This window comes from Lachnospiraceae bacterium (assembly GCA_025758065.1).
In the GTDB taxonomy this organism is placed as follows: Bacteria; Bacillota; Clostridia; order Lachnospirales; family Lachnospiraceae; genus Enterocloster.
The window spans coordinates 3,502,464-3,519,622 of record CP107199.1; the positions used below are offsets into that span (position 1 = coordinate 3,502,464).

A 17,159-nucleotide genomic window follows, 5' to 3' on the forward strand; every position below is an offset into this window, starting at 1 on the left:
AGCCATCTTTTCAATTTTCCAGACACCGTCTGGAATTTTTAATATGCCGGAATACCGTATCCATAGATATTGCTGCTTCCGACTGCGTACTGTCTTTGCTTGCAGGCGTCGCCTGAGTTGCCCTCCACGGTATAAACTGTGCCATTCTCACACTTCTCTACGATACCAACGTGGTCTGTTGTACCGTCGCCTTCCCAATCAAAGAAGATAATATCTCCTACCTTTGGTTCATAAGTGCGGTCTTGCCATTTTCCATTTGACTTAAACCAGTTTGCACCATCCACGCAACCTGCAAATTTCGGAACAAGTCCGCTTTCAATATACCCGCATTGGTCAGCACACCAAGATACGAAGCAGGCACACCATTCCACTCGACTATTAAAGCCGTACCAGCTCCAATAAGGTTGTCCGCCCTGATTGCCTAGCTGTGTCAAGGCAACCTCAACAATCGCCTGATTACCTCCGGCAGTAAAGGCTCGCCCATACGGATAGTATCTCAGAACGTGAGCCGGATATTGGGTATCTCCATAACTGTCCCAACCAAGCCTTTGTGCCTGCTGAGTGGAAAACTCCACTGCATTGGCATAAGAATAACCGCCATACTTTGTTTTTGCCCAAGAAATATACCCATTACCGAAGTTGTAGCCTTGCAAGGCAAGTTTGATATGCTCCATATCTATCGGACTTTCCACTTCTGCCGAAGTAAGAGCCGCTTTCAATTCCTGAACTCCACACTGGATAGAATATTCAGGGTCTTTAATTCCATTAGGTTCGTGCGGATACCTTGTATTGAAACTTCCCTCTGCTGCCTGCATAGGGTCAAGTCCTCTGCCACCGCTTTCCTGCATCATAACCGCCTTGATAAGTTCCACATACTCAGGAATAGCTGACAACATCCTGCACACTGGAGTTCTGACCGTGTTTACCCTCTGACCATACAACCACACCTCTGCGGACTGCATTTTTCTTCGTTGCGGTAATGGTAAATTCCTTGCTCGGTGCAGTATCCATAGAAACAGTAAGTTTGTTACCATTCACAGAAAAACTTACTCCACTGATACTTGCCTTGAAATTATATTTAGACAGCACATTATTGGAGTCTGTCAGAGTAGTTGTGTACTTACTTCCGTTCCACTCAAGCTCTATTGTCTTTGCCGAACCGGATGATTTATTACAAAAGCTCGGTATGGTCGCATGGTTCTGTACACTCTGCACCATACTGTTGTAATAACTGAAAATCTTATTGCGGAGCGGATGCTTTGCATTGATGACATCTTTCACATTGCTGCAACCACTGGCTGCTACATGATTGAAGTTCACATCACGCTCTCCGATAACAGTTTCCCAGATAAGAAGCTGTGTGGCATAAGCCTGTGCAATGCTGTTTGCTGCCGCTTCATTCTGTGACCTCCAAGATGTCGAGATTGTCCCACGATAGCCATACTGTAAAATACGACCAACGAAAAGACGGATTTCATCTCCGGAAATAACCCCGTTGGCTGCAAGGTTATTAAAATAATTTTCGTCATACTTATTCATTGTCTGACCGACCTTGAGCGAAACTCCCGGCTCAATACAATAAGCAACATTGCCTGAGTATGAGCCGATAGCCTTTAGATTGGTAAAATTGGAACGTCCGGTATGCCAACCATTTTTCAAGGTCAAATTGCTATGTCCCCATACCCCATCGTAATTAGCATCGCCATCACGAGGGAAATCGACCATATAAACATCGGCTTTTTCTCCCGAAGCTGCAAATGCCGTGGTCGAGCCAATGCCTGCAAAAGTGGTCACACACATAAGGGTCGCCAAGAAAAGCGACGTGACTCTTTTGAATTTTGACTTTATCATTGCGTTTCCTCCTGTAAAAATTGAAAAACACACCGTATCGCTACGATGTGCCTTTGTGGATTTTCTCTTACGGCAGAATTTACCTGCCGAAAAACAAATGCGGTTTTTTCGTTAATTTTTCATTTTACCATACACCTCCAGTCCGTTCCTATTGTGCGACTACTCCTTAGAGATAGACATATACTTTGAGATAGCTATATTCAAGTGAGATAGTATATATCATTTTCGGTAGGTAAAAGTATAACTAAGGGGTTAGAGTGTGAGAAAGGGGAACTGTAAAACAAGCTATCTGCTGTCACGCTCTGCACGGTTACGCAAAAACTTGTTATAATGCTCCAATGCCTTGCAGACAAAATCCTCCGTCTGACTGACGGGAATGTTTTTCGGGATAAGCTGTCTTACTCTGTCGCCCCTCAACACGATTTTTTCCCTTTGGTTCGGCTTTTCCTCAGACATAACAGCGTGGATTGCTTCTGTTGTAAGATTGCCCTCGTTGAATAACTTTCGCATACGGATTGTCTGGTCGTGTGACGGGGTTGCGTCATTCAGGTCAATTTCATCAACCACATCACGCTGGCAATCTTCATCAAGATAGGAAAGTTCTACGGCAGGACGCATTTTAATACGCCCCTCATCAACAAATTCAAGCAGTTCGGGAACAAGGTTTGTCAGACGAACATAACGCTGTATTTGTGTGTTACTATCCTGACTCTCAGAAGCTAAAATCTCTCTTGATTTACCCACAATAGAATTGTGTCCCACTGGGACTCCATTTTCTTTGCTCGGTCTGCCTGCTTGCCTTTTCATTGCTTCCAAACGCATTTTATAAGCAAAGGCTTTTTCACTCGGCAATATCTCTGACCTCTGAAAATTACTCTCAACCATTAAAATGGTCGCTTCATCTCTGTTCAGGTCTACAATCTCACTTCGCAGTGTTTCAAATCCTGCCAGTTCACACGCTCGCTTTCGTCTGTGCCCTGAAACAAGTTCATATCTGCCGTCCTCTTTCTGCCTTACCGTTGCCGGAGTAATAACCCCTCTTTCCTTGACACTCTCCACAAGCTGCATCATATCTTCATCGTCCCTGACCTTAAACGGGTGGTCGGGAAAATCATCAATCAGCTCTAACGGAATATCTCGGATTTTTGAAAGCTGTTCTTCATCTCTTTGTGCCTGCGTGGTAAATAAATCATCGAGCTTCGTGAGAGTGAAGTCGCTCTTTCTTCCTGCCATCGGCTAACACCTCCTTTGTAAATTCAGTGTATGCCTTAGACACTGTACTGTTTGGCTCATAAGCATAAATGCTCTTGCCTTTGGAAGAAGTTTCAGCGGCTTTTACGGCAATCGGGATTTGTGTTCGATACATTCTTATCTGATTACCAAAATTCGCCCTGAGTGCTTCCACTGTACTCTTTGCAAGGTTTGTTCGGCTATCCACCAAAGTAAGAAGCATACCGTCTATCTTAATATCCGGATTGATATACTTCTTTACTTTTGAAATGGTCTGCACAAGCTGTGTCATACCCTTTGCAGGCAAATACTGAGCCTGAACCGGAATGATAACACTGTCTGCCGCCGATAAAGCATTGAGAGTAACCATACCAAGTGAAGGCATACAGTCTATAATTACATAATCATATCTGTTTTTCACTTGACACAAATAATTCTTGAGTGTAGTTTCTCTGCTCATTGCGTTTACAAGGTTAAATTCCATTGCTGAAAGCTCAAGGTTTGCCGGAACAAGGTCAACACCTTCTTCGTGATGCAGGATACCAACCATAGGGTCTGTCATCGTTTCATTGATTACATCTGTGAGTTTTGTTGCAAGCGTGATACCCAAACCGTCTGTATCCTGCCAACCAAGACAAGTCGTTAAATCGCCCTGCGGGTCTGCGTCTATGAGCAATACTTTCTTGCCCTGCATTGCAAGCCCGACTCCGAGATTAACTGTTGTGGTAGTCTTTCCGACTCCGCCTTTCTGGTTACATACGGAAATCGTTTTGCAGTTTGACACTTCTTTTTGCCCTCCTTTCTGAAATTCATAGCCACCGCATTATGGCTATGTACCTGACCGACTCATTTCCTAATCGGTCATAGCAATATTTGTTCTCAACACCCCTTGCCAAGCAAAATGCTTATGGGAAGTCACTAAGGAACAGACTGCTTATCTGTATCATAGGATTCTAACCTCTGCCGGGTACTCCGCCAGCTCCGTAGAGAAGTATCATTATCATTCTGACTGTCATCGCCATATCAGGAGCAACCTGATACTCATAACCGGAGTTCTCGCTATTCTGAAATACAGAAATCACGGCGTACCTGCTAAAGTGGCTATCATCAGAAATAAAGTCTTAGTGAATGACTTATTCAATTTTCAAGCGAAAAGGCTTCCGTTTTTGCTATCTGGAATGAACCCCTTCACTCATTTGGACAAAGGGGTATGAAATGCACACCCAAAATCGCCGCTTTTCCGAAAATTTTTTTGAAAAATTTTTTGAAATAAAAAAAGCCGCCTGCTCCGGTTAGGAAACAGACGGCAAAACACGTTCTAAATGTATTCAATTTTCAATTTCTTTTTCTTTGCTTCAAGCACTTTGCAGAGGACATCATCTACTGCGTCGGTGTATCGTCCCTGGGCTGCTAAATTGTTCTTCAGTTCAATGAGCGATTGTATCACTCGGCTTCGTTCTTCTTCATTTAAGTATAGATGATAGGTTTTCCCTCTCATTGGCTGTCCCTCCATCTTTCAAATGTATTTTTGATTATCTCCACATCTTCCTCGGTATCGGAAGAAATAAATATATGTACGCTCTGAAAAACTTTCTTTAAATTATTGGCATAATCCAGTTCTGTGCCTTTCATCGGCAGCTTAATCAGCCTTATTCCTCTTTGCTTGCACATATATGCTTTCATTATTTCTAAATTCTCATCGGCACTTCCTGACTCAATAGCCAACTTTTCTGAAGGTATGTATGTTTCAAGCGGAACTCCAAGCAATCGGTCAGAACCAAGTTCTGCTTTCAAACCTTTCCTATTAGAATAATAGCTGACCGCCAAAGCAGGAAATAATGACAAATACCCCTGCTCACAAAATCGACAGCCTTTATTCAATATCGTTCTTTCATTTATCTTCATACTCCACGAATGACCGTGCCTGCATTTCCACCACGCTCTCTTTGCCGAAGTTCGTGATACCTCTGTAGGTTTCAGTTTATTCTGTTCATAATCCCATTCGCTAAGAAGCTGACTGTCTGTTGTCGCCAAATCATTATATCCGGCAAGGACTTCTCTCTCTGCACAAACGGGGCATACCGTACCTTTCACATGGGCATTGATAACAGATTTCCACTCGTTACCGCATTTACTGCATCTCCACCAGACATTTTTCCTCGACTTTGCATTTACTTCATCAGGCTTCAATGGCAAGTTCTTCTCCGACCACTCCGAAGCAATTTCCGGGTGTGTTGTCTGCAAATCGTTAAACCCTTTCAGAAATATGTACCCACTGCAATACGGGCATTTACTGCCACCAGAACGGGTAGAAATAAGGGTGTTCCACTCTCTGCCGCAATCCTTACATTTCCACCAAGCCTTACGATTGGCAAAGACCGTAACCTGAGTTGGAAGTAATGGATAATTTCTGTCCGACCACTCGGCTGCTATATCCGGCAGAAGTGTTGCAAAGTCATTAAATCCTGCCAACACTTTATTATGGGAGCAATACGGGCAACCAGTTTTATTTATTGTCCTGCTCTTAACAGCAGCTTCCCACTCGTGTCCTTTTTCACATCTCCATATCACTTTCTTATGAGAACCAATAGAAACTTCTGTCGGTTTTATCTTATTCTTTTCCGACCACTGCTTTTCCAGTAGCGGCTTTAATGTCGCCAAATCGTTAATCCCTGCAATCACTCTCGCACCGGAGCATATCGGGCATTTTTCTCCATTAGAACGAGCCTTTACGCTTGTTTCCCATTCGTGACCGCAAGCACCTTTCCACCATACTTTTTTATTTGAGCCGAAGCTAATATCATCAGGTGTAAGCGGTAAATTCTTTTCCGACCACTCCGAAACAAGCTCCGGGTGTACTTCTGCTAAACTGTTATTCATAGCCAAACCTCAACCTCCTTGTGCTTAGAGTATATGAAGTTTTGGCTTTATCTTGTAGTTTGCGAATATCCGTATAAATAGAAAAAGCCCTTTGGGAAAGGGATTTCTCCTCTCTCAAAGGGCAAGTTGGCAAACTGGAAGTTATAGTGCAATCTTTTTCCATTTTCTAATCTTGGTTCTAAAGGTTCCGAACGGAGCAACTGTATTAACATGTATGAATTTGTATACTTCCCAGACAGCTGTTCTAGTTGCTTCGTCAGCCCATTTTCTCATATGTGGTTTAAATAATTCTTCCTCACTCAGAGAATCAATCATTACATAAATAGAGTTGATATTCTCATTCAATCTGTCTTTCAATTCTTGCAGTGACAGCTGAGCATATGTATCTGTGAACCATTGATATAATTCGCCAAGCTGATTCCACTTAAAATTATCCGAAGGAGTTTTGACAGGAATACCCTTTCTTTCGTCTGATTCCCATTTAATAACAAGAGTTGTCCAGCCAACCTGATAAGCAAGATTTTCTGCCGGAGTTCGATCGACCTCATCAATTCTCTTATCTTTTAAATGCTCCGGAATATCATTAAATTCTGAAATATACTTTGCAAAGCTTTTATTTATCTCGTTTTTAAGCTCGTCTTTATTCTCATATGTTCTCAATAGTCTATCTCCTCAGCTTCCGATTTTCCAGTTTCAAAAAAAGGATTTTTCAAATTAGTCTTTGCAAATAACCTTTGAACCTTCACCATCAATTACAATTCCCTGATGGTTGTTAATAGGGCATAGATTCAAATCCGAAAATTCAGTCATTATTTTCTCGGTAACTTTCTTAAATGGTGCTGTAAGATAATGCGGAAGAACATAGAAATCAATCAAATCAAGCCCTGCATCATCTTCTTGTGAGTAGTCCTCCGGCTTTTCATCCATTTGCTCGATATATTGGATGCTTGGAGCGCATATAATCGCACCTGCCGATTCACCAATCATCAGTTTTCCCTTTGCCAATTCTTTTTTCAACAGCTCATCCGTTCCCGTTTTACGGAGCTGGTCTATAAGGAAAAAAGAATTTCCGCCGGTAAAATATATCACATCCGCATCTTCAAAAACAGACTGTATCGTTGAATAAGCCTCCGTTGAAATATCAATTTCAGTTACGATTGCTCCCAACTTTTTGAATAATTTTCGAGCCGAGCCGACATAACCGGTGTAGCCTTCACGCAGCGAAGCTGTTGGAATAAATGCGACTTTTTTATTTTCAATTTCTTCCTTTATCAGACTTCCTACACTTGAAAAGTGCGAACATAAAAACAGTTTCATCAATATTCTCCTTTATATATAAATTCTAATTTTCCAATTTAACAAACTTGAATTTGTAAATATCATTTTACATTTTTATATGAAATCACAATATGACTTGGTGCAAATAATACTGATGCAATAATCAATAGCACTGACCTACTCATAATCCCACTAAATAAGAACAACATTGAAGGAATAGTAGAAAGTGCTAATGCTCTGAAAACGCTGTTTTTCTTAAAACATATAATCCAAATAGCACAATAAAGCATTACCAATATGGTATCTACAATCAGATATAGTGCAAATGCTTCGTCAGACCACCACCCGAACCAAGTTCCCGGAATATTGATTATCATGAATCCGAAACAACCCAATCTCCCTACTTGTTCTGTGACCTCAACATATTTATTGTTCCACTTATTATCAAATCCATCTTTACACTTAATCGCAAATACAACATTGGGTATCATAATGACTGCAATAAAAATCAGCCCAAAAACATTAAACCATTCCATATTATCTACCATCACAAACTCTGATTTGTATTTCTGTTTGTTTTAAAAATGGGCAACTCCGATTGGAATTGCCCACTCATTGCACTAATTATGCGATTTTTTCTTGCTTGCACTTAATTTTGCATCAATTGATGTAAGTTTGATGTAAATCGCTGTTTTTTTAGTTTTTTATCAAATGAAGTACGTCCCGTCTATTTGGTAAAACGGTACATCTTTACATCATCTTAATAGAGCTTTGCACCTGCCGGAATGTGGTCATCTACCATCAGAAGATGAAGCTTTTCTTCGCCTTCTTCTTCATGAATAGCACTGAGGAGCATACCGCAAGAGTCAATGCCCATCATCGCTCTCGGTGGAAGATTTGTGATAGCGATAAGAGTCTTTCCAACCAGTTCTTCAGGCTCATAATAAGCGTGAATACCGCTTAAAATGGTTCTGTCTGTGCCTGTTCCGTCATCAAGAGTAAACTGTAACAGTTTCTTTGACTTCGGTACTGCAACACACTCTTTAACCTTTACTGCACGGAAATCTGACTTACTGAATGTATCAAAATCAACAAATTCCTCAAATAAAGGCTCTACCTTTACCTTAGAAAAATCAATCTTTTCAGACTCAGTTTTTACATTTTTTTCAGGTGCTTCAGAAGCTGTATTATTTACATCATTTTTCTTATTTACACCATCTAAGGACTTCATTGTCGGGAACAGAAGTACGTCTCTGATCGCTGCAGAATCAGTAAGCAGCATACACATTCTGTCAATACCGAAACCGATACCACCTGTAGGAGGCATACCGATCTCCAGTGCATTTAAGAAATCTTCGTCTGTATGGTTTGCTTCTTCATCACCGGCAGCAAACAGTTCTTCCTGTGCTTTGAAACGTTCTCTCTGATCGATCGGATCGTTTAACTCGGAATAAGCATTTGCCATTTCCCAGCCATTCATGAAGAACTCGAAACGCTCTACATAATCTGGGTTTTCTGGTTTTTTCTTTGTTAATGGAGAGATCTCTACTGGATGGTCCATAACAAAGGTTGGCTGTAACAGGTGTTCTTCTACGAATTCCTCGAAGAACAGGTTTATGATATCACCCTTCTTATGGCGCTCTTCAAATGCAATATTCTTTTCTTTTGCAACAGCTCTTGCTTCTTCCAGTGTGTGGATCTCGTTGAAATCTACACCTGAATACTTCTTAACAGCATCTACCATAGTAATGCGCTCAAATGGCTTTCCAAGATCCATTTCAATACCATTGTATACGATCTTAGTAGTTCCAAGAACTTCCTGCGCAACGAAACGGTACAGATTTTCTGTTAAATCCATCATGCCGTGGTAATCAGTATATGCCTGATATAACTCCATCAAAGTAAATTCCGGGTTGTGTCTTGTATCAAGACCTTCATTACGGAATACACGACCGATCTCGTATACTCTCTCCAGACCGCCTACGATCAGACGTTTTAAATAAAGCTCCAGTGAAATACGCAGCTTCAGGTCTTCATTTAAAGCATTGAAATGAGTCTCAAATGGTCTTGCTGCTGCACCACCTGCATTTGCAACCAGCATAGGAGTCTCTACTTCCATAAAGCCTTCTCCGCCTAAATATTTACGGATAGCAGCTAAAATCTTGGAACGCTTTATAAAGGTATCCTTTACATCTGTATTCATGATAAGATCTACGTAACGCTGACGGTAACGCATATCTGTATCAGTCAGACCATGGAACTTCTCCGGAAGGACCTGAAGGCTCTTGGAAAGAAGGGTCACTTCGTCTGCATGAACGGAAATCTCACCTGTCTTTGTGGTGAATGCTTTTCCCTTTACGCCTACGATATCACCGATATCCATCTTCTTAAAATCTTTATATGCATCTTCACCGATGCTGTCTCTTGCCACATAAACCTGGATATTTCCCTTAAGATCCTGAATGTTGCAGAAAGAAGCCTTACCCATAACACGCTTAAACATTAAACGTCCGGCAATGCTTACTTCTTTTCCTTCCCACTCTTCGTAATGTTCCTTAATATCCATGCTGTGGGCAGTTACATCATATTTTGTGATCTGGAAAGGGTCCTTTCCAGCTGCCTGAAGTTCTGCCAGCTTGTCACGGCGTGCCTTCAGTACATGGTTTAAATCCTGCTCTGTCTGATTTGACTTCTGCTGCTCTCCCACGTTTTTTGCTCCTTTGTGATAAAGATTTTTAGTTTTATGATACTCTCTGGATCTCCAGTACCTTGTACTGAATGATTCCAGCCTGTGTTTCTACGTCTACAACATCTCCTACAGACTTGCCGATTAGAGCACGTCCTACAGGAGCTTCATTGGAGATCTTGTTCTGAAGGCTGTTTGCCTCAGTGGAACCTACAATATAAAATTCCATCTCCTCGTCATATTCTACATCTAACAGTTTCACTTTGCAGCCGATGTTGATCTTATTTACATCAATTTCTTCTTCTACAACAACTTCAGCGTTCTTTAACAGCTTCTCCAGTTCTTCAATACGAAGCTCGATATCTCTCTGTTCATCTTTTGCTGCATCGTACTCAGCGTTCTCAGAAAGGTCTCCCTGTTCTCTTGCCTCTTTGATCTTCTGAGCTACTTCTTTTCTTTTGACTACTTTCAAGTTCTGCAGCTCATCCTCGTACTGCTTCAGTCCGGCATATGTCAAAATGTGTTTCTTATCTGCCATTTTTCTGCTTCCTTCCTTTTACTATTTACTTATGACTTTCATTTATGGTGATGTCACCGCCAGATGACATGTCCGTATACTTATAGCCTGCATTCAGGGACATGTTTAAATTCGCCCACTGCATTCTATGTGTTATCTGCACCTTTCATGTCACTGTTTTGTTTTATGAAAAAATGTCTTCAGTATCTCTTAAAATACCCCACGCATTCAGTGTATTATATAGGAAAATCCAGTCATTGTCAAGTACAGCCACAGGCGCAAAAAACCCTTTCCCGCCACCAAAAGCCTGGGGCGGGAAAGAGTTTTATATGTCCTGTGGACTTATATACGTCTGTCCGTCAGACAGGGCGCTTTTTATTACTCATCCCAATTGTGATATACAGCCTGAACGTCATCGTCCTCATCTAACAGATCCAGAATACGGTTTAATTTCTTAATATCATCTTCGTCTGAAAGCTCTACCCATGTCTGTGGGATCATGGTAACATCTGCTTCCATCATCGGGATTTTTAATGCTTCTAATGCTTCACGCACTGCACTGAAATCATCAGGTGCAGTAATAACTTCGTAGCTGTCTTCTTCCTCGGAAAAATCCTCAGCACCTGCATCTAATGCAGCCATCATCAGTTCGTCTGCATCCATCTCGCACTCCTCTTTGTCGATGATGATCTGGCCTTTTTTATCGAACATATAGGAAACGCTTCCTGGAGTTCCTACATTGCCGCCGCCCTTTGTAAATGCACTTCTTACATTTGCAGCTGTACGGTTCTTGTTGTCTGTCAGAGTATCTACGATAATAGCAACACCGCTTGGACCGTAACCTTCGTATGTAAGTGTTTCGTAGTTTACGGAAGCTGCATCACCTGCTGCCTTTTTGATACCACGGTCAATGGTATCGTTTGGCATGTTGTTTGCTTTTGCCTTTGCAATAACATCACGAAGCTTGCTGTTATTTGCCGGATCAGGTCCGCCCTCTTTTACAGCTACCGCTAACTCTCTTCCGATAACAGTAAAGATCTTACCCTTAGCAGCATCGTTGCGCTCCTTTTTATGTTTGATATTGGCAAATTTTGAATGTCCTGACATTGGTATAACACCCTTTCTTTATTTCTTCTTTCTTTCGTTTACTAATACATCTTATCTATACTAACACGATTTTTTTTATCTTGCAAGAAAAAATACGATAAATCCACCTAAAATCAAGCTGGATCAGACCTGGATGGCCAGATTTTTAAGCCACTTTTTCTGGCGATAGCGCATGTAGCCCAGGATCGTCTTATAAACTTCTTCTGACATAACAAGGGCATATACCCAATAAATGGGAAGATGCCATACCAACGCTCCTAAAAACGCTAACGGAACACCAATGAACCAGACTCCACTGGTATCCAGGAATAAGCACATCCTGGTATCACCACCGCTTCGTAGTACACCTACAATATTTACATAGTTAAACATTTTTGCAGGCATATACGCAGCAAATACCAGCAGACAGCGGCTTACATCCATAGCCACTTCTGGGGTGATACTGTAAATGCCGATGATCTTCCAGCGTCCCAATATGAGACACACACCCGCTGTTATCGTCACAATAAACTGAAGAATGAAAAACTGGGTAGCATATTTTTCTGCACGTTTTAACTTACCTGCACCAAGTTCATTTCCCAGGATAACTGCTGTAGCAGCACTTAAGCCCTGGAATAATACCACCGCAATATCCTGAATGGTAGTTGCAATGGTAATGGCAGCCACTGCATCGTCACCCATACGTCCATATGCCAGTGAATACATGGTTGTTCCCAGTCCCCACATAAACTCATTTGCAATAACAGGCGCAGAAGTCTCCACAAACCGCGCAATAAAGGTCTTATGCCATCCAAACATCCCCTTAAATCCACAGGCAAGAGGCAGCTTTTTCCCATACACATAACAAAGCACTAAAGTTACCTCAATGCATCTGGCAATAAGTGTGGCACAGGCTGCACCTGCTACACCCATGGTCGGTGCACCAAATTTTCCAAAAATAAGCACATAGTTTAAGCAAATATTAATAGCAATGGCAATGCAGCTGCAGATCACCGGAAATACTACTTTATTAGAAGCACGCAGCATTGCCACATATACATTTGTAAGGGCAATAAACGGATAGCACAAAGCTGCGATCCGGAGATATTTTGCCCCCAGTTCAATGCTTCCCTCACTGGTAGTGAAAATCCTCATGACCATTTTAGGGCTGGCAATAGCCGGTATCACAAAAAATAATGCTCCCACCATAGCAAGCATCACACAAAGCCCTAAAACCTTCCTGATATTTTTCACATCGCCACTGCCCCAGAACTGAGCCGCTAAAATACCACCGCCGCTGACAATTCCGAAAACCAGCAGAGAAAACACGAAAAACACTTTGTTGGCAAGACCAACTGCTGCGATAGCAGTGGATCCCAATCCTCCGATCATAAGAGTATCTACCATATTTACAATGGTATTTAACATTCCCTGCAGTGCCACCGGGCATGCGATCATAAGTGCCTTTTTTAAGAAACGCCCGTCATGAAGCATTTCCCAGGTACGATTTAATATTCCTCCCATTTTTATCTCCATTATCTGTTGATGTACTCTCGGAATCTTTTTGTACTTGATTTTGCGAGAAGATTTTTTGTCAGTTGCGCCCAAATTTCTGAGGCGTACGCGGTGCATACGTCGATGAAATTCGGGTGCAACTGGTGGAAAATCGGCCGCAAAGGCAAGTGCAGGAAAGACTCCGAGAGTACATGTTGTTATTTTTACACAAGAACAGCCTGGAAAAGCAGGGCTGTACCTCTTACAGCCTATGTATGCAGTTCCAGGCTTATCTTTAATGCCTCATTTACCTTTTGTAACAGTTCCCCGTCAATATGACATATCTTCTCCTTTAGTCTCTGCTTGTCAATGGTCCTGACCTGCTCTAAAAGGATCACGGAATCCCGTATCATGTCACAGCTTCCCCTGTTTAATTCTACATGGGTAGGCAGCTTCGCCTTATTCATCCTTGATGTGATCGCTGCGCAGATCACGGTTGGACTGTGCCGGTTTCCCACATCATTCTGAATGATAAGGACTGGCCGCACACCGCCTTGTTCAGACCCTACAACAGGTCTTAAATCTGCATAATAAATATCTCCGCGTCTGATGATCACAGTCTTCACTCTCCATCATATTCTTACCTTTAGTATTGACACATTTCTAAAATGTATACACTACTATCAGTATATGGAGGCAAAGGCTTTCTGGAGCCTGTTTTATCCATGTATTACTAACATCATGATTATATCAGGGTCTAAAGGTCTAAAATCACGCAAATTCTTTAAATACATCATCAAAATAATCTTTAGTACCCACTATATTTCCGTCTTTTAAATAGACTCTTGGTATACGTTTTCCAATATCACAGACCATTTCATAATGGAAGCCGCCGGACTTTTCAGCCAGTTCTTCCATAGTAATGCATTCAGAACCGTCCTTTCCTAAAAGGGTAACCTCGTCATCCTCCTGTACATCCGGGATATCCGTTACATCTACCATAAACTGATCCATACAGATGCGGCCTAAAATAGCTGCCCTCTTTCCACGAATCAGCACATCTCCTTTTCCGGAAAGAGACCGGACATAACCATCTCCGTAACCTACTGGAATGGTTGCTACTTTCATAGTATGGTCTGCCACAAAAGTACCGCCATAGCTGACCGCCGTACCTGCCCCGATCTCCTTGATATAGGTGATACAGCTCTTTATCTCCATAGCAGGTGTCAGCTTCACACTGTTATGATCCACCTCATCTGAAGGATACATGCCATAAATGGCAATACCTGCCCTTACCATATCCATGTGGTTGGACTCCAGAGATTCCACAATACCGGCACTGTTGGAGCAGTGGCGGATAGGGATCTGAACACCCAATTCCTCAAGATAGCCTAAAAATTCTTTATAACGGCGATACTGCTCTTCATAGGCTGATTTATCTGTCTCATCTGCTCTTGCAAAATGGGTAAACAGTCCTTCTACTTCAATACCTTCTAAAGCTGCAATAGATGCTGCTTCTTTTGCATGTTCTCTGTCTGCTTTCATGCCGATACGGCTCATACCTGTATCAAGTGCCAGATGTACTACTGCCTTTTTACCATGCTTTACAGCCAGGTCTGACAGTTTTTTTGCTTTTTCATACTGGAACATAGCAGTGCGGATATCATAGCGCAGAAGCTCCTCATATTGTGACTCATGGGTCACACCCAGGATAAGGATCGTTTTATTGATCCCATGTCTGCGAAGTATAATGCCCTCATCAATTGTAGCTACTGCATATCCAAACACATAGGGTTCGATCGTTTTCGCTATAGGAACACTTCCGTGTCCATAACCGTCTGCTTTTACTGAACCCATGATCAGGGTTGATGCAGGCAGATTTTCCCTCATGGATTTCATATTAGAAGCAACAGCATCCAGGTTTACTGTTGCATACACTCTGCTGTAAGGTCTCATATATGTCTTATTTCCTCCCGGCGTATTAATGCCTTCTAAAAACTTGCTCACAAAAACACACTAAAGTGCGCTAAGCTTTAATTATACACCATAAGCCGCATTTTTCAAGAAGGTTTCCTGCACATAAAACCTGTTTTCCGTCGGTTTTTCACCTGTTTTTGCAGCTGCTGTATATCGCATGACACTTACAAGTTCAAAAATACCTGCCTTTATGCAGTAACCTGTTTACTCCTCACACCTCACTGCCTCATCCATAACATCCCCTACTGCCCTGGACAATTCTGTAGCCAGCAGACTATGGCTTCCGGCGGCCGCTGCCTTTTCTCCTGCCAGCCCATGAACATATACCCCCATCCGGGCCGCTTCTTCCTCTTCCATACCAATAGCTAAAAGTCCGGCAATGGTACCGGTAAGCACATCCCCTGAACCGGCTTTTGCCATAGCACTGCAGCCACTGGTGTTAATATAAAGACCACCTTCCTGACCTGCCACTACGGTAGCTGCATCTTTTAACACACAAGTCACACCATATCTTGATGCATAGGCACTGGCAGCTCCTACCAGGTCTTCTTTTAACTGACTGATAGTCTGGCCTGTAAGTCTTGCCATTTCACCAAGATGGGGGGTGATAATGATATTTTCCGTATAATAAGAAGTCAGGTAAGGGTGGGAAGCAACTGTATTTAAACCGTCAGCATCCAGGATCACCGGAACATAGGCACTGGTAAGGATATCTTCTACCAGATATTCTACATAAGGCTCACTTCCTAAACCTGGGCCTAAAACAACTACGCTGGCCCATTTCATCTGCTCTTCGATCATTTCTTTAAACTCTTCCCGGCCCTGGATGAGCTGGTCCGGTGTATAAGTTACCATGATTGCTTCTGGAAGCAGTCCCTGAAGGATGGGACGGTTTTCTTCTACTGTCAGTATTTTTACAAGTCCGGCACCTGCTTTATAAGCAGTAAGGGCGCTTAAATAGGCAGCACCGCACATGCCTGCACTTCCCGCTGCGATCAGTACTTTTCCAAACGTTCCTTTATTGGAATCTGCTTTTCTCCCAGGAATATGGCAGAGATCTTCTTTTTCATAGGCAAAGGCCCGTTCCGGTCTGCCACTCTCTTCCTCTTCCCCTTCTAATGCCATTTCAGGAAAACCGATGTCTTCAACCAGCACCTTTCCCCCATAGCCTCTTCCCGGATAAAGAGCTGTTCCCATTTTTTCCCAGCCAAACGTCACTGTTACATCTGCTTTTAAAGCAGTTCCCATAACCTCACCTGTATCGGCATGAATGCCAGAGGGGATATCCACTGCCACGCAGTAAGCATGCTCCTGCTCTCTTATCTGGTTTAATTCATCTAAGCATTTTTTATAAACGCCTTCTACCGGACGTCCAAGACCTACGCCAAATACAGCATCAATGATAACACCGCAGCGCTTTTCTTTTTTGTCTGTTTCTGCTTCCTGCCATGTTCTTACAGAAATCCCCAATTTTCTGGCAATAGAAAGCTGGGTCTTTAATTCCTGTGTGCCTTTGTTTTCATCTCCTGCCATATAAATACATACCAGATATCCCTTTAAATAAAGCATTCTGGCCGCTGCCACACCGTCAGCGCCATTATTTCCACTGCCACATACAGACCAGATATATTTATCTTTTTTCGCTTTTTTCTCTGCCTGTGCAACCACTGCCATAGCAGCCCGTTCCATTAATACCATAGAGGGAATCCCTATTTCCTGTATGGTTCTAGCATCTGCTGCCTTCATTTTTCTTCCTGACAAAAGAGTCCTCATTTTTCCTGTGATCCTTTCCCTTCTCCTACTGCAAAAGCCATTGCCAGTCCATTTGTATTGGAAATAGAAACATGGATCTGCTCCATTCCCATTTTTTCAAACTGTTCTAAAGCCCCGCCATAAAGACGCACATAGGGCTTTCCCAGCTCATCCCGCAAAACTTCAATATCTCCCGGCATAAAGGTACGAAAACCTGTCCCGAACACTTTGGCTACTGCCTCTTTTACAGCAAAAGAGCCGGCAAGTTTAGAGGCAGACCCTCCTGCTTGCCGGCTTTCCGCCTCTGTAAATGTGCGTGACACAAAATATTCTTTTTCGCAGGCCTTTCTCATACGGTCAATTTCTACCAGATCCGTTCCTACTCCCAGTATCATCACGTTTACTCTC

At 42.4% G+C, this 17,159-nt stretch carries 16 protein-coding genes and 1 pseudogene; all 17 read right to left on the reverse strand.

What is annotated here, in order from left to right; genetic code table 11:
- Positions 1–38: 38 nt before the first annotated feature.
- Positions 39–884: pseudogene (locus OGM16_16465) on the reverse strand (lysozyme family protein).
- The gene (locus tag OGM16_16470) at positions 877–1,539 is read right to left on the reverse strand and encodes a thioester domain-containing protein (protein UYJ48492.1); all 663 of its coding nucleotides are present in this window, start codon (positions 1,537–1,539) and stop codon (positions 877–879) included. The pseudogene OGM16_16465 and the gene OGM16_16470 overlap by 8 nt, the downstream one beginning before the upstream one ends.
- A 597-nt stretch (positions 1,540–2,136) precedes the next feature.
- Complete coding sequence (locus OGM16_16475; GenBank protein ID UYJ46363.1) at positions 2,137–3,084, reverse strand: ParB/RepB/Spo0J family partition protein; 948 nt, start codon at positions 3,082–3,084, stop codon at positions 2,137–2,139.
- Positions 3,041–3,865 carry a ParA family protein gene (locus tag OGM16_16480; protein ID UYJ46364.1) on the reverse strand — a complete coding sequence of 275 codons (825 nt, stop codon included), beginning with the start codon at positions 3,863–3,865 and terminating at the stop codon, positions 3,041–3,043. Before OGM16_16480 ends, OGM16_16475 begins: the two co-directional genes overlap by 44 nt.
- Positions 3,866–4,399: 534 nt before the next feature.
- The gene (locus OGM16_16485; protein ID UYJ46365.1) at positions 4,400–4,579 is read right to left on the reverse strand and encodes a hypothetical protein; all 180 of its coding nucleotides are present in this window, start codon (positions 4,577–4,579) and stop codon (positions 4,400–4,402) included.
- Positions 4,576–5,961, reverse strand: coding sequence for a zinc-ribbon domain-containing protein (locus tag OGM16_16490; GenBank protein ID UYJ48493.1), 1,386 nt, complete (start codon positions 5,959–5,961; stop codon positions 4,576–4,578). Before OGM16_16490 ends, OGM16_16485 begins: the two co-directional genes overlap by 4 nt.
- Before the next feature lie 141 nt (positions 5,962–6,102).
- Entirely contained in the window at positions 6,103–6,621 is a 519-nt protein-coding gene (locus OGM16_16495; protein UYJ46366.1) for a ClbS/DfsB family four-helix bundle protein, read from the reverse strand.
- 54 nt (positions 6,622–6,675) lie between these two features.
- Positions 6,676–7,278: a peptidase E gene (locus OGM16_16500; GenBank protein UYJ46367.1), complete on the reverse strand. Its 603-nt coding sequence runs from the start codon at positions 7,276–7,278 to the stop codon at positions 6,676–6,678.
- Positions 7,279–7,340: 62 nt separating this feature from the next.
- The gene (locus OGM16_16505) at positions 7,341–7,787 is read right to left on the reverse strand and encodes a hypothetical protein (GenBank protein UYJ46368.1); all 447 of its coding nucleotides are present in this window, start codon (positions 7,785–7,787) and stop codon (positions 7,341–7,343) included.
- A gap of 212 nt (positions 7,788–7,999) precedes the next feature.
- A complete protein-coding gene (gene lysS / locus OGM16_16510; GenBank protein UYJ46369.1) occupies positions 8,000–9,946 on the reverse strand; it encodes a lysine--tRNA ligase in 1,947 nt (648 codons plus the stop codon).
- A gap of 34 nt (positions 9,947–9,980) precedes the next feature.
- A complete protein-coding gene (gene greA / locus OGM16_16515) occupies positions 9,981–10,463 on the reverse strand; it encodes a transcription elongation factor GreA (GenBank protein UYJ46370.1) in 483 nt (160 codons plus the stop codon).
- Positions 10,464–10,820: 357 nt separating this feature from the next.
- A complete protein-coding gene (locus OGM16_16520) occupies positions 10,821–11,549 on the reverse strand; it encodes a YebC/PmpR family DNA-binding transcriptional regulator (protein ID UYJ46371.1) in 729 nt (242 codons plus the stop codon).
- A gap of 123 nt (positions 11,550–11,672) precedes the next feature.
- Complete coding sequence (locus OGM16_16525; protein UYJ46372.1) at positions 11,673–13,052, reverse strand: MATE family efflux transporter; 1,380 nt, start codon at positions 13,050–13,052, stop codon at positions 11,673–11,675.
- Positions 13,053–13,291: 239 nt separating this feature from the next.
- A complete protein-coding gene (locus tag OGM16_16530; GenBank protein UYJ46373.1) occupies positions 13,292–13,639 on the reverse strand; it encodes a type II toxin-antitoxin system PemK/MazF family toxin in 348 nt (115 codons plus the stop codon).
- Between the two features lie 154 nt (positions 13,640–13,793).
- On the reverse strand, positions 13,794–14,978 hold the full coding sequence (gene alr / locus OGM16_16535; GenBank protein UYJ46374.1) for an alanine racemase: 1,185 nt from the start codon (positions 14,976–14,978) through the stop codon (positions 13,794–13,796).
- Between the two features lie 225 nt (positions 14,979–15,203).
- The gene (locus tag OGM16_16540; protein UYJ46375.1) at positions 15,204–16,772 is read right to left on the reverse strand and encodes an NAD(P)H-hydrate dehydratase; all 1,569 of its coding nucleotides are present in this window, start codon (positions 16,770–16,772) and stop codon (positions 15,204–15,206) included.
- Positions 16,769–17,146 (reverse strand): holo-ACP synthase, encoded by a 378-nt coding sequence (gene acpS, locus OGM16_16545; protein UYJ48494.1) that lies wholly within the window; start codon positions 17,144–17,146, stop codon positions 16,769–16,771. The genes OGM16_16540 and acpS overlap by 4 nt, the downstream gene beginning before the upstream one ends.
- Positions 17,147–17,159 lie beyond the last annotated feature (13 nt).

Coding starts and splice junctions, on each gene's coding strand:
- OGM16_16470 (UYJ48492.1), bottom strand. CDS start 1,539: ATGAATAAGTATGACGAAAATTATTTTAATAACCTTGCAGCCAACGGG.
- OGM16_16475 (UYJ46363.1), bottom strand. CDS start 3,084: ATGGCAGGAAGAAAGAGCGACTTCACTCTCACGAAGCTCGATGATTTA.
- OGM16_16485 (UYJ46365.1), bottom strand. CDS start 4,579: ATGAGAGGGAAAACCTATCATCTATACTTAAATGAAGAAGAACGAAGC.
- OGM16_16490 (UYJ48493.1), bottom strand. CDS start 5,961: ATGAATAACAGTTTAGCAGAAGTACACCCGGAGCTTGTTTCGGAGTGG.
- OGM16_16500 (UYJ46367.1), bottom strand. CDS start 7,278: ATGAAACTGTTTTTATGTTCGCACTTTTCAAGTGTAGGAAGTCTGATA.
- OGM16_16505 (UYJ46368.1), bottom strand. CDS start 7,787: ATGGTAGATAATATGGAATGGTTTAATGTTTTTGGGCTGATTTTTATT.
- greA (UYJ46370.1), bottom strand. CDS start 10,463: ATGGCAGATAAGAAACACATTTTGACATATGCCGGACTGAAGCAGTAC.
- OGM16_16520 (UYJ46371.1), bottom strand. CDS start 11,549: ATGTCAGGACATTCAAAATTTGCCAATATCAAACATAAAAAGGAGCGC.
- OGM16_16525 (UYJ46372.1), bottom strand. CDS start 13,052: ATGGGAGGAATATTAAATCGTACCTGGGAAATGCTTCATGACGGGCGT.
- alr (UYJ46374.1), bottom strand. CDS start 14,978: ATGAGACCTTACAGCAGAGTGTATGCAACAGTAAACCTGGATGCTGTT.
- OGM16_16540 (UYJ46375.1), bottom strand. CDS start 16,772: ATGAGGACTCTTTTGTCAGGAAGAAAAATGAAGGCAGCAGATGCTAGA.
- acpS (UYJ48494.1), bottom strand. CDS start 17,146: ATGATACTGGGAGTAGGAACGGATCTGGTAGAAATTGACCGTATGAGA.